Source organism: Bradyrhizobium sp. SRS-191 (genome assembly GCF_024586915.1).
Taxonomy (GTDB): domain Bacteria; phylum Pseudomonadota; class Alphaproteobacteria; order Rhizobiales; family Xanthobacteraceae; genus Bradyrhizobium.
Map to the genome: position 1 here is coordinate 46,760 of NZ_JANBVS010000006.1, position 12,357 is coordinate 59,116.

The 12,357-nt window shown below is 65.5% G+C and carries 12 protein-coding genes; 3 read left to right on the plus strand and 9 right to left on the minus strand.

Features of this window, described 5'->3' with window-relative positions; translation table 11 throughout:
* Positions 1–56: 56 nt before the first annotated feature.
* Both NLR35_RS12840 and NLR35_RS12845 read left to right on the plus strand, forming a co-directional pair.
* The gene (locus NLR35_RS12840; protein WP_257166899.1) at positions 57–302 is read left to right on the plus strand and encodes a hypothetical protein; all 246 of its coding nucleotides are present in this window, start codon (positions 57–59) and stop codon (positions 300–302) included.
* A gap of 261 nt (positions 303–563) precedes the next feature.
* Positions 564–836, plus strand: coding sequence for a GCG_CRPN prefix-to-repeats domain-containing protein (locus NLR35_RS12845; protein ID WP_257166900.1), 273 nt, complete (start codon positions 564–566; stop codon positions 834–836).
* A 54-nt stretch (positions 837–890) separates the two neighbouring features.
* Here the strand turns inward: NLR35_RS12845 and NLR35_RS12850 are convergent, their stop codons facing one another.
* Genes NLR35_RS12850 through cyoA form a run of 7 tightly spaced genes read right to left on the minus strand, consistent with a single transcriptional unit; the run spans position 891 to position 7,844 of the window.
* Entirely contained in the window at positions 891–1,424 is a 534-nt protein-coding gene (locus tag NLR35_RS12850) for a response regulator transcription factor (RefSeq protein WP_257166901.1), read from the minus strand.
* Complete coding sequence (locus NLR35_RS12855) at positions 1,414–2,763, minus strand: ATP-binding protein (protein ID WP_257167160.1); 1,350 nt, start codon at positions 2,761–2,763, stop codon at positions 1,414–1,416. The genes NLR35_RS12850 and NLR35_RS12855 overlap by 11 nt, the downstream gene beginning before the upstream one ends.
* Positions 2,764–2,809: 46 nt before the next feature.
* Positions 2,810–3,640, minus strand: a complete 831-nt coding sequence (locus NLR35_RS12860; protein WP_257166902.1) for an SURF1 family protein — start codon at positions 3,638–3,640, stop codon at positions 2,810–2,812.
* Positions 3,640–4,011: a cytochrome o ubiquinol oxidase subunit IV gene (gene cyoD / locus NLR35_RS12865; protein WP_257166903.1), complete on the minus strand. Its 372-nt coding sequence runs from the start codon at positions 4,009–4,011 to the stop codon at positions 3,640–3,642. Before cyoD ends, NLR35_RS12860 begins: the two co-directional genes overlap by 1 nt.
* Positions 4,008–4,637: a cytochrome o ubiquinol oxidase subunit III gene (gene cyoC / locus NLR35_RS12870; RefSeq protein ID WP_257166904.1), complete on the minus strand. Its 630-nt coding sequence runs from the start codon at positions 4,635–4,637 to the stop codon at positions 4,008–4,010. The genes cyoD and cyoC overlap by 4 nt, the downstream gene beginning before the upstream one ends.
* Positions 4,634–6,643, minus strand: coding sequence for a cytochrome o ubiquinol oxidase subunit I (gene cyoB / locus NLR35_RS12875; RefSeq protein WP_257166905.1), 2,010 nt, complete (start codon positions 6,641–6,643; stop codon positions 4,634–4,636). Before cyoB ends, cyoC begins: the two co-directional genes overlap by 4 nt.
* Before the next feature lie 25 nt (positions 6,644–6,668).
* Positions 6,669–7,844 carry a ubiquinol oxidase subunit II gene (gene cyoA, locus NLR35_RS12880; protein ID WP_257166906.1) on the minus strand — a complete coding sequence of 392 codons (1,176 nt, stop codon included), beginning with the start codon at positions 7,842–7,844 and terminating at the stop codon, positions 6,669–6,671.
* A gap of 151 nt (positions 7,845–7,995) precedes the next feature.
* Here cyoA and NLR35_RS12885 point away from each other — a divergent pair, with 151 nt between their 5' ends.
* Entirely contained in the window at positions 7,996–9,303 is a 1,308-nt protein-coding gene (locus NLR35_RS12885; RefSeq protein ID WP_257166907.1) for an MFS transporter, read from the plus strand.
* 359 nt (positions 9,304–9,662) lie between these two features.
* On the opposite strand, the gene NLR35_RS12890 is transcribed toward NLR35_RS12885, so the two are convergent.
* The gene (locus NLR35_RS12890; RefSeq protein WP_257166908.1) at positions 9,663–11,375 is read right to left on the minus strand and encodes a thiamine pyrophosphate-binding protein; all 1,713 of its coding nucleotides are present in this window, start codon (positions 11,373–11,375) and stop codon (positions 9,663–9,665) included.
* Positions 11,376–11,403: 28 nt separating this feature from the next.
* The gene (locus NLR35_RS12895) at positions 11,404–12,342 is read right to left on the minus strand and encodes an AEC family transporter (protein WP_257166909.1); all 939 of its coding nucleotides are present in this window, start codon (positions 12,340–12,342) and stop codon (positions 11,404–11,406) included.
* Positions 12,343–12,357 lie beyond the last annotated feature (15 nt).

The following is a 12,357-nucleotide window of genomic DNA, read 5'->3' on the forward strand; positions in this document are numbered from 1 at the left end:
GTCCTCGCTTCATGACGCCCGGCCCATGGCCGCGCACACGCGAAGGATGATGATTGATGCGCAAGCTGCTCCCGTTGCTGTTCATATCCGGCTCGATCGTGGTCGGACCGATTGCCGCCGCGCAGGCCCAGGACACGGCCGCCGTGCGCAAGGCCTGCGGGGACGAGGTGCGCACGCTGTGCGCGGGAATCATGCCGGGCGGCGGCCGCATCAAGCAGTGCATGATCGAGAAGTTCGACAAGCTCTCCGACGGCTGCAGGACCGCGATCAAGGACGCAAAGGCGCAACAGGGCGGCAAATGATGCCGCGGACGGTTGCGATGCCGGAGAACTCAGCCGCCGTTCATGTTCCTTCCGGCACTCTGCTGTCACCAGGCACGGCCGCAACGACCTGCAGCGATGCAACGCATGATCAGCAGAGCTGCAGTGCAGGATCGGCACCGCACCAGGCATTATGGTATGATGGAGAGGTTTCGCGACTCCTCAAAAATTGCGAAACCAAATCGTGTCCGACGACGTCTAAGGACTGCACTGTTAGAAACCAACGAGAGGACCGCAACTCACATGCGCAATCTGTTCACCTCCGCCCTGCTCGCCGCGACCGTCACGCTGGGCGCGTCAGCCGCGCAGGCCTTCACGCTGCCGTCCCAGCCGGCTGCTCCGGACAGCAATGTGGAGCGCGTCGCCGGCGGCTGCGGTCCGGGCTGGTTCCCGGATCGCTGGGGCCGCTGCCGTCCCGCTCCGCGCGCCTATTACGGCTATGGCGGCGGCTACGGCTACGGCCCGCGCTGCTGGGTGCGCCCGACGCCGTGGGGCCCCCGCCGCGTCTGCCGCTGATCTCTGGACTTGATCGAGACACGCCGCCGCATTCAGTTGCGGCGGCGTTGTTCGTTACTTCACCGGCCGCTTCTCGAGCTTGCGCGCGAGCGTGCGGCGATGCATGCCGAGCCGCCGCGCGGCTTCGGAGATGTTGAAGTCGGTGTCGATCAGGGTCTGGTGGATGCGCTCCCATTCCAGCGTCTTGATCGAGGTGGCGCGTTCAGCGAGCGCGACTTGCGCATTGCCCTGGGCCTTGCGGAAGGCTTCCTCGATGTCGTCGGTGTTGGAAGGCTTGGCCAGATAGTGGCACGCGCCGAGCTTGATCGCCTCGACCGCGGTGGCGATGCTGGCGAAGCCGGTGAGGACGACGATCAGCATCTCCGGATCATGCGCGTGCAGCTTCTCGACGCAGACGAGGCCCGAGGCGCCGCCGAGCTTGAGGTCGACGACGGCGTAGCCGAAGGTCTTGTCCTTCAGGATCTCGTCAACCTGTTCGAGCGAGGCTGCGATGACGGGCTCGTAGCCGCGCCGTTCGAACGAGCGCTTCAGGGTGCGCGCAAAGCCGTCGTCGTCCTCGACAATCAGGAGAGAACGTTCAATCTCCACTGGGCTCTCCAATCGCAAGCATCGACAGCGGCAGTGACAGCCGCACGGTCGCTCCGCGCCCCCGGTGGTTCCAGGCCGAAACGCCGCCGCCGAGCTTGCGGATCACATTGACCACCAGGAACAGGCCGAGGCCGCGGCCCGGACGGCCCTTGCTCGACTGATAGGGACGCCCGAGCTGCGCCAGCATCGCGGGATCGAAGCCGGGGCCACGGTCGCTGACGCTGAGCAGCAGCATGTCGCCGTCACGTTCGACGACGAACTCGACCCATTCGCGCGACACCTCGAAGGCGTTGTCGAGCACGTTGACGATGGCCTGTTTCAAAGCGACGTCGGAGACGATCGTGGGATCGGAGCCGAACTCGTTGCGGACCATCAGGTTGCGGGCCGAGCGGGCCGCGGTCCATTCGGCGACCAGCGCCGTCAGGAACGTCTTCAAGGTCGTCGGCGCCGAGCCCTCGCCGCGCGCCTGCCCCGCGGAGACCAGAATGTCGGTGACGATCGACTTGCAGCGCTGCACCGCCGCTTCCATCTCGGTGAAATCTTCCGCCAGCGCCGGGTCGGCCGAGATGGCCGTCATGCGCCGCCAGTCGTTGAGGATGACGGAGATCGAGGCGAGCGGCGTCCCGAGCTCGTGCGCGGCGCCCGAGGCCAAGAGGCCCATGCGAATGATGTGGTCCTGCTCGGCGGCATGCTGGCGCAGATCAGCCAGTTTGGCGTCGCGCTCGCGCAGATTCCGGTTGATGCGGGTGACGAACACGACGAGCAGCACGGCATCGAGCACGAAGCCGACGAACATGCCGGTGATGTGCAGGGTGAAGGCGTCGCTGACGTGATGCTGCGGCAAATCCAGCGGCCGGTATTCGATGGTGAGCCAGATGAAGCTCAGCACGGTGAGCGCGACCAGCGACCAGGACGAGCGCGCATCGAGCAGCACGGCACCGAGCGTGACCTGAAGCAGATAGAGACAGGTGAACGGGTTCGACGCGCCGCCGGTGAGATAGAGCTCCGACGTCAGCGCCACGACGTCGAGCATCAGCGCGATCAGCAGATGGCGGTTGCCGACGTCGTCGCGCCTGCGCAGCCAGATATGGCTCGCGACATTGAGCACCACCAGCGCGCAGATGATCGCGGCCATCGGCAACACCGGCAGCGCGATGCCGAACCAATAGGTGACGAAGGCGATGGTGACGATCTGCCCGACCACGGCGATCCAGCGCAGCTGGATCAGCAGCACCATGTTCTTGCGGTTGGTCGCGTCCTTGGTCGGGACGGGCGCGTGGATCTCGGGCGTGGCGATCGCCGCGACGGCGCCGATCGGCAGGTTCGGGGCCTCGTTCATGCCGCGGCGTCCGAGGCCGGCGCCGATGTCGGCAAGCCGCGTCCGCTCATGATGGCGAGGCCTCGTGTCCACGCATGCTCTGCTGCCGATGATCCCATTCCGCGTCCTGCACCACCGCTGCGCCGGCGTCGTGGCGCGCGCGGCGGAGCCGCTGCACGCCGGCGCCTGCCAGCATCAGCGCCAATGTAAACCACGTCAGCGCGTAAACCAGATGGTTGTTCGGAAACGCGATCACGGTCAGGCCACCGACCGGATAGCCGCCCGGGTTGGGCGTTGCGTCGGCATCGACGAAGAAGGGTGCGACCTCGGACAGGCCGCGTGCGGCTGCAATCGCCGAGACGTCACGTGAATACCAGCGATTGGCCTGGGGATCGTTGTGCCGCAGGAAGCCGCCGCCGGGCTCGGAGATGCGCAGCAATCCGGTCACGATGACCGGACCATCCGGGTTCCCCTCGCTGCGGCTCGCCGGCTCGCGGCGTTCGGGCGGCACGAAGCCGCGGTTCACCAGCACGAGGCCGTCCGCCGTCTGCAGCGGCGTCACGACCCAATAGCCCGGCCCCTCGACTGTCACCGCCTGGACCAGCGTCTCACGGTCGTTGAGGAAGCGGCCACTCAGAGTCACCCGCTTGTATTCGTCGTCGCTGCGATTGATCGCCAGCCACCTAGCACGATCCGGGACCGCCACCGGCTCAGCGTGGATACGACGGTCGACCCGGTCGATCAGATCGAGCTTCCAGGCGCGGCGCTCGACCTGCCAGACGCCGAGCGCCAGCAGGATCGCGACGCACGCGACCCACGCCGCGCCGATCACCAGCGTCGCCGGCCGCCATGCAGCCGGCGCCTCACGTCCCCCTGCCCCATCGGCAGGAGATGGCATCACGGCGTCGAACCCATCTCGTGCACCGGCATCATGTTGGTGGTCAGATGATGCATAACCCAGAGCGAACCGGAAAGCGCGATCACCACCATGATGATGGTGAAGATCAACGCCATCATGCTCCAGCCGCCCTCGGCCTTGGTGTTCATGTGCAGGAAGAAGATCATGTGGACGACGACCTGCACGGCCGCGAACGCCATGATGATCAGCGCCGTGACCTGCTTGTCGAGCGAGCCGTTCATGACCAGCAGGAACGGGATCGCGGTCAGGACGACCGAGAGGCCGAAGCCGATCAGCTGCCCCTGCCGCGTGCCGGCATGATCATCGGCCGCGTGGTGCGCATCCGCGTGGGCGTGGACTTCCGAGCTCATCGCAGCATCCCCATCAGATAGACGAAGGTGAAGACCCCGATCCAGATCACGTCGAGGAAGTGCCAGAACAGGCTGAGGCAGACCAGCCGGCGGCGATTGGCCTCGATCAGGCCGAAGCGCTTGACCTGCACCATCAGCGTGACCAGCCAGACCAGACCGAACGTCACGTGCAGGCCGTGAGTTCCCACAAGCGTGAAGAACGACGACAGGAACGCGCTGCGCTGCGGCGTCGCGCCCTCGTGGATCATGTGCGCGAACTCGGTCAGCTCGATGCCGAGAAAGGCGAGTCCGAACAGGCCGGTGATCACCAGCCATCCCTGCATCGCGCCGAGCCGGTTCTGCTGCATCGACAGCATCGCGAAGCCGTAGGTGAGCGACGACAGCAGCAGGAACGAGGTGTTCACCGCGACCAGCGACAGGTCGAACAGATCCTTCGGCGCCGGACCGGCGGCATATTTGGCGCCGAGCACGCCATAGACGGCGAACAGGATCGCGAAGATGAGACAGTCGCTCATCAGATAGATCCAGAAGCCGAGCATCGTGCTGCTGCCTTCCGGATGATCGTGCTCGTCGACGACGTAGAAGACCGGCTCGCCGGCCTTCATGGTGCCTGCTGCGATCGTCATGACTTGGCTCCTGCCGCGAGCAGCTCGGTGCGGGCGCGCTCGACGCTCACGACCTCATCGGCCGGAATGTGGAAGCTGCGGTGATAGTTGAAGGTGTGGCCGATCGCGACCGCCAGCAGCGCGACGAAACTGCCGGCCGCCATCCACCACATGTACCAGATCAAGCCGAACGCCATGGTGGTGCTGAGCCCCGCCAGGATCACGCCGGTGCCGGTGTTGCTCGGCATGTGGATCGCCTTGAAACCTGTCAACGGACGGGCATAGAAGCGACGCTTCATGTCCCACCACGCGTCATTGTCGTGAATGACGGGCGTGAAAGCGAAATTGTAGGCCGGCGGTGGCGACGACGTCGCCCATTCAAGGGTGCGCGCATCCCAGGGATCGCCCGTGGTGTCGACGAGCTGCTCCCGACGCAGCACGCTGACGGCGATCTGGATCAGGAAGCTCGCGATGCCCAACAGGATCATGAAAGCGCCGATGCCGGCGATGATGAACCAGATCTGCAGGCTCGGATCATCGAAGGTGCGCAGGCGACGGGTCACACCCATCAGGCCGAGCACGTAGAGCGGCATGAAGGCGAAGTAGAAACCGACGGTCCAGAACCAGAACGACATCTTGCCCCAGAACGGATCGAGCTTGAAGCCGAACGCCTTCGGGAACCAGTAGGCGATGCCGGCGAACAGGCCGAACAGCACGCCGCCGATGATGACGTTGTGGAAGTGCGCGACCAGGAACAGGCTGTTGTGCAGCACGAAGTCGGCCGGCGGCACCGCGAGCAGAACGCCGGTCATGCCGCCGATCACGAAGGTCAGCATGAAGGCGACCGTCCACATCATCGGCAGCTCGAAGCGGATGCGGCCGCGATACATCGTGAACAGCCAGTTGAACATCTTCGCGCCCGTCGGGATCGAGATGATCATCGTGGTGATGCCGAAGAACGAGTTCACGCTGGCGCCGGAGCCCATGGTGAAGAAGTGGTGCAGCCAGACCAGATAAGAGAGGATGGTGATGACGACGGTGGCGTAGACCATCGAGGTGTAGCCGAACAGCCGCTTGCCCGAGAACGTCGAGGTGACCTCGGAGAAGATGCCGAACGCCGGCAGGATGAGGATGTAGACCTCCGGATGGCCCCAGATCCAGATGAGGTTGACATACATCATCGGATCGCCACCGAAATCATTGGTGAAGAAGTTGGTGCCGACGTAGCGGTCGAGCGACAGCAGCGCCAGCACCGCCGTTAGCACCGGAAAGGAGGCGACGATCAGCACGTTGGTGCACAGCGAGGTCCAGGTGAAGACAGGCATCTTCATCATGGTCATGCCGGGCGCCCGCATCTTGACGATGGTGCAGATCAGGTTGACGCCCGACAGCAAGGTGCCCACGCCCGCGACCTGCAGCGCCCAGATGTAATAGTCGACGCCGACGTCAGGACTATAGGACAGGTTCGACAGCGGCGGATAGGCCAGCCAGCCGGTGCGGGCGAACTCGCCGACGAACAGCGAGCACATCACCAGCACGGCGCCTGACGTGGTCATCCAGAAGCTGAAATTGTTGAGAAACGGAAACGACACGTCGCGGGCGCCGATCTGCAGCGGCACGACATAGTTCATCAAGCCGGTGACCAGCGGCATCGCCACGAAGAAGATCATGATCACGCCATGCGCCGTGAACACCTGATCGTAATGGTGCGAATTGAGATAGCCCTCGGAGCCGTTGAACGCGATCGCCTGCTGCAGCCGCATCATCAAAGCGTCGGCGAAGCCGCGCAGCAGCATGACGATGCCGAGCACCATGTACATGATGCCGATGCGCTTGTGGTCGACGGTGGTGAACCACTCCTTCCAGAGATAGCCCCAGAGACGGAAATAGGTCAGTGCGCCGAACAGCGCGAGGCCGCCGAGAGCGACCATCGCGAAGGTGCCGACGATGATCGGCTCATGCAGGGGCAGCGACTCCAGGGTCAGCCGGCCGAAGATGAGCTTGGTGAGATTGGCAGTGTCGAACATGGTATGATCCTCACGAATCCGAACGTCAGGAATTCGACTTGGAGGTCGGCAACGGGATGAACGACGCCTTGGACGGCCGCATCAGGCCGGGCCGGTCCAACCCGCGTCCCTGCAACGGAGTCCAGTCGAGCGGCGCCAGGACGGTCGGCGAGGAGTCCTCGGCCATGCGCGTGACCTGGTCGCCTGGCAGGCAAACGCCGCCGGCCACGAAGCTGGGCTCGGCGCCGAACACGGCGCCGCGGCCGGCGAACTTGTCATAGGCGAGCGGCAGCGTGTTGCTGATACCAGCCATGCCCATGCCGCCCCGAGCGTCGATCGCCATCATCTCACTCATGCACATCTTGCCGGTCTCGACGCACATGTTGAGAATGGCGCGGAACAGGTCGCTATCGACGGACGCGTAGTACCGCACCGGCTCGTTGGCGCTCGGGCGCTCCAAGGTCAGGTATTCCGGCTTGCCGAGCTGATTGCCGCTGGCCTTGGCCTTCTCGACCCAGCTCGAAAACTCCGCATCCGACAGGCCATGGAAGGCGAAGCGCATGCCGGAGAAGCCTGCGCCGCTGTAGTTCGCCGAGAAGCCGCGATAGACGCCGGGCTTGTTGATGACCGCGTGCAGCCGGCTCTGCATGCCCGGCATCGCGTAGATCTGGCCGGCGAGTGCCGGAATATAGAACGAGTTCATCACCGAGGACGAGGTGATCCGGAAATCGAGCGGCCGATTCACGGGAGCAGCAAGCTCGTTGAGGCTGGCGACGCCGTATTCGGGATAGATGAACAGCCACTTCCAATCGAGCGCGACGACGTTGACCTCGAGCGGCTTGTCCTGCGGCGTGACCGCGCGATCGGCCGAGATGCGCCCGAGCGTGCGGTAGGGATCGAGCAGATGCGTGCCCATCCACGTCACGGCGCCAAGGCAGATGATGATCAGCAGCGGGGCGGCCCAGATCAGGAGCTCGAGCTGAGTCGAGTGGTCCCAATCGGGCGTGTAGGTCGCCGCCTGGTTGGACTGGCGGTAGCGCCATGCGATCATGGCGGTGGCCACCATCACCGGCACCACGATCAGCAGCATCAGCACGGTGGCGATGATCACGAGATCGCGCTGCTGGGCCGCGACATCACCTGACGGCGCGAGCACCACCAGATTGCAGCCGCCGAGCGCAAACCCTAGCGGTAGCAAAGCCAACGTTTTCCAGTAACGCACGATTAACCTCGTCGAAGCGCGGATCTCTGAACGAGGCCTCACGTAGCGATCGGACGTCACGCCCAACATTGGACAATTTGTCCAATACCGGACCGACGCCTGGGCAGACATCTACGGGCGGAGATAGAGTGCGAGAGGACTGCGAGCAGCGATGACACAGGCAGCGGCCATGGACGGCGAGACCGATCTCTCCCGCAGGCATGAGGCGAATCCGGGCGAGATCGCGATCGGGGTCATCATCGGCCGCACGTCGGAGTTCTTCGACTTCTTCGTCTACGCCATCGCTTCCGTGATCGTGTTTCCGCGCCTGGTCTTCCCGTTCGCCGACGAGCTGACGCAGACGCTGTATTCGTTCGGGCTGTTCGCGCTCGCCTTCATCGCGCGCCCGTTCGGCAGCGTGATCTTCATGGCGATCGACCGCCGCTACGGCAAGAGCGCCAAGCTGATCATCGCGCTGTTCCTGTTGGGCACCTCCACCGTCGCGATCGCCTTCCTGCCAAGCTACTACACCGTCGGCGCCGGCGCGATCTGGCTGCTGGCGCTCGCGCGCATCGGCCAGGGCCTCGCCTGGGGCGGCGCCTGGGATGGTCTCGCGTCGCTGCTCGCGATGAACGCGCCGGAGCATCAGCGTGGCTGGTATGCGATGATCCCGCAGCTCGGCGCGCCGCTCGGGCTGATCGTCGCCAGCACGCTGTTTGCCTTCTTCGTCGGCCATCTCTCGGCGGCCGACTTCTTCGACTGGGGCTGGCGCTATCCGTTCTTCGTGGCGTTTGCCATCAACGTCGTGGCGCTGTTCGCGCGGCTGCGCATGGTGGTGACGCCCGAATATGACGAGCTGTTCCAGTCGCGTGAACTGCAGCCGGCCAGCGTCGCCAACACCATCCGTCACGAGGGCCGCAACATCGTCATCGGCGCGTTCGCGCCGCTGGCGAGCTTCGCCCTGTTCCACATGGTGACGGTGTTTCCGCTGTCCTGGGTGTTCCTGTTCACCAAAGAGACGCCGGCGCGCTTCCTGATCATCGAGGCCGTCGGCGCGGTGTTCGGCGTGATCGCGATCATCGCATCGGGCATGCTCGCCGACCGAATCGGCCGCAAATCGCTGCTGATCGGCTCGGCGATCGCGATCGCAGTGTTCTCCGGCTTCGCCCCGCAGCTGCTCGACGCCGGCCCGGTCGGCGAGACCATCTACATGGTGCTCGGCTTCATCCTGCTCGGCCTGTCGTTCGGCCAGTCGTCAGGCGCAATTGCCGCGAACTTCGCCCGCACCTATCGCTACACGGCATCGGCGCTGACGGCGGACCTCGCGTGGCTGTTCGGTGCGGGATTCGCACCGCTGGCGGCACTGTTGCTGGCGTCGTATTTCGGCCTGCTGTCGGCCGGCGGCTATCTGCTGTCGGGCGCGGTGTGCACGCTGCTCGCGCTGTGGCTCAGCGCGCCGCGGCAGCTGCAGCAGGCGTAGTCGTCGCGCGAGGTGATGCCTCGATAAGGTTCGCTACGAGCCCCGCGCTCGGCGACCGCTCACCAAGAAGGAAATGAGTTCACTCGGCAGTGCCAGTAATTGCGCCCTCTCCCCTTGTGGGAGAGGGCATGTAGGGAAGCGCGTCAAACTCGCTCGGGTGAGGGGTTTGTCTCCGCACGCAAGACTGCGTCTGCGGAGAGAGACCCCTCACCCGGTATGATCGCGCTTTGCGCGCTCATACCACCCTCTCCCACAAGGGGAGAGGGTGCACCGCCGCTGCGGCTGCTGTGAGCGCCTACAAGGATTGGCTATACTTGCTGGCAGCACCGAACGAGTAACAGTCGCTCGGCCCTCTGCCATCAAGTCCCCCGCCACTTCCGTTCCGCCTCGTCCCACGCCGCCAGCGGCTGCAGGTCCGGCACCCACGCAAGTCCTGTCTTCGCATCCGACGACACCGCCTCCGGCGTCACCACCATGTCGAGTAGCGCCGGGCGATTGGCCAGCGCACGCTCAATCGCAGGCCCAAGCTGCTCCGCGGTCTCGACGCGCTCGGCATGCATGCCGAAGGCGCGGGCCATCGCGGCGTGGTCGGCGAATTGCAGCTTGGTGCCGACGACCTTGCCGTGCGTCACGGTCTGGTCGTGGACCTCGATCTGCCAGGCGCCGTTGTTGGCGACCACGATCAGCACCGGCGCCTTGTGGCGCACGGCGGTGTCGACCTCGATCGCGTTGAAGCCGAACGCGCCGTCGCCGGTCGCGACCACCACCGGCTTGTCGGGATAGGCGAGACTGGCGGCGATGCCATAGGGCACGCCGATGCCGATACAGCCGAACGGGCCGGGATCGAGCATCAGGGGCGCGCTGAGGCCGACGCGTGCAAAGGACAGGAAATCACCGCCATCGGCGATGACCACGGCATCGTTGCCGATGGCGTCCTGGATTGCCGAGAGCACACGATTCGGATGCAGCCGGCCGTCCGAGCCGGAAGGCGCCTGCGCCATGCTCTGTTTCAGCTTGGCGGCGCGCTCCTGATGGCTCGCGCGCAGCTTCGCCGCCCAGGACTTGTCGACGGCCGATTCGCGGTTGCCGGCGAGCGCGATAATGGCGCGGAGCGTTTCCGCAGGTGACGCGAGAATCTCGGCCGCGCCGCGGCGGTTGTCGCGCAGCTCGCTCGCGGTGTCGCTGACGCGCACGAACTTGGCGTCCTTGAACACGGCCGGCGAGCCATAGGCCAGCTGGAAATCGAGCTTGCGGCCGACGGTCAGGATCACATCGGCATCGCCCATGACCGCGCCCCGCATCGCGCCGACCACGGAGGGATGGTCGTCGGGCACCAGACCCCTGCTCTCGCCGGTGTCGAGATAGACTGCGCCGAGCCGGTCGAGCATCGCGATCAGCTCAGGACCTGCGCCGCGCGCGCCGCGACCGGAGATCACCAGCAAGCGCCGCGCCGACCACAGCAGCTCCACGGCCTTCTCGACCTCGGCCGGATCCGGCCGGGTCGCCGCGCGCGGCTTCGGCGCGAGATGCTCCTCGAGCTGCAACGCCTTGGGCACGAGGCCGCGCAAGGTGTCGACCGGGAAGTCGATGAAGACCGGCCCGGGCTCGCCGCCATCGCCGAACGCGCGCGAGATCGCCTCGTCGAGCTCCTGCAGCACCAGCGACGGCTCGCGCACGGTGCGCGCATAGCGGGTGATCGAGCGCACCAGCTGGGTGTGATCCATGTCCTGAAGGCCGCCGCGATTCTCCTGCGGCCGCGGGTTGCCACCCGACATCACCAGGACCGGGGCGCGGGAGACGTGGGCATTGGCGATCCCGGTGATCGCATTGGTCATGCCGGGCCCCGCCGTGACCAGCGCAACGCCGAGCTCGCCGGTGAGCTCCGCATGCGCCTGCGCCATGTGCACGGCGGCGCGCTCGTCGCGCACGTCGATGATGCGGATGCCCTCGGCGTCGAGCCGCATCCAGATCGGCATGATGTGGCCGCCGCACAGCGCGAAGACGCGGTTGACGCCGCGGCGCTTGAGCAGGCGAGCGATCAGGTCGGCGGCACTGTCGGGAGAGACTTTCATCGGACCACTCCGGCGGAAGAGAAGGCAATCAGCCCGGCACAAGCCAGGCCACGAGCAGCGAGACCGTAAGAACGGCAAAGATGTGCGAGACGAGGATCGCGCCTGATGTGACGCCCGCCTCCAGCCCATAGAGCTTGGCGATGGTGAACGGCCCGGAGCCGATCGGCAGCGCGCTCAGGATGACGGCCGAATGCGACCACAGCGGCGGCATCGAAAACACGTGGAATGCAAGCAGCGCGGTCACAGCGGGCTGCATCACGAGCTTCAGCGAGACGAGAAGCGCGATCGAGGTCGCATCGTGCGTGACGACGCGCTCCTGCGCCAGAAAGAGACCGATGCAGACCAGCGCCGCGGGCGAGGCCGCGCCGCCGAGCAGGCTCGTGAAGCTCATGAACGGCGCCGGCAGCGCGAAGCCGCTCAAGCCGACCGCAAGGCCGGCGACGGGCGCGATGAACAGCGGGCTGGTCAGCAGCGAGCGCGCGACCTTGGCGATCGTGGCTCCGAGCGTCGCGCCTTTCTGCAGATCCATCTCGACGACGACGATCGCGAACAGGAACAGCACGCAGGCCGTAAACAGCGTAGCGATGATCGAGGCCGGCGCACTGTCGGGGCCGAACACCAGGAGGCACATCGGAATGCCCATGAAGCCGACATTGCTGTAGCCGGCGTCGAGCCCCTCGATACTCGCATTGGCGACGCGGCGGCCGCGCAGCCGGCTGATCACGAAGCCGGTCGCAAAGGTCGCGGCGATGCCGCCGCAGAACGCGCCGATGAAGCCGAACTGGCTGACCTGCTCGACGCCGATCTTGGACATCGCCGTAAAGATCAGCGCAGGCAGCGCGAGATAAACCGCGAAGCGGTTGAGATTGTCGGTCGCGATGCGGTCGAACACACCGAATCTGCCGCACAGGAACCCGGTGAGGATCAGCGCGAAGATGGGAAGCGCGGAATTGAGAACAGCCTGCATCGCAGCTACATATCA

Coding starts and splice junctions, on each gene's coding strand:
- NLR35_RS12845 (WP_257166900.1), top strand. CDS start 564: ATGCGCAATCTGTTCACCTCCGCCCTGCTCGCCGCGACCGTCACGCTG.
- NLR35_RS12885 (WP_257166907.1), top strand. CDS start 7,996: ATGACACAGGCAGCGGCCATGGACGGCGAGACCGATCTCTCCCGCAGG.
- cyoD (WP_257166903.1), bottom strand. CDS start 4,011: ATGAGCTCGGAAGTCCACGCCCACGCGGATGCGCACCACGCGGCCGAT.
- NLR35_RS12860 (WP_257166902.1), bottom strand. CDS start 3,640: ATGCCATCTCCTGCCGATGGGGCAGGGGGACGTGAGGCGCCGGCTGCA.
- cyoC (WP_257166904.1), bottom strand. CDS start 4,637: ATGACGATCGCAGCAGGCACCATGAAGGCCGGCGAGCCGGTCTTCTAC.
- NLR35_RS12890 (WP_257166908.1), bottom strand. CDS start 11,375: ATGAAAGTCTCTCCCGACAGTGCCGCCGACCTGATCGCTCGCCTGCTC.
- cyoB (WP_257166905.1), bottom strand. CDS start 6,643: ATGTTCGACACTGCCAATCTCACCAAGCTCATCTTCGGCCGGCTGACC.
- NLR35_RS12855 (WP_257167160.1), bottom strand. CDS start 2,763: ATGAACGAGGCCCCGAACCTGCCGATCGGCGCCGTCGCGGCGATCGCC.
- NLR35_RS12840 (WP_257166899.1), top strand. CDS start 57: ATGCGCAAGCTGCTCCCGTTGCTGTTCATATCCGGCTCGATCGTGGTC.
- NLR35_RS12895 (WP_257166909.1), bottom strand. CDS start 12,342: ATGCAGGCTGTTCTCAATTCCGCGCTTCCCATCTTCGCGCTGATCCTC.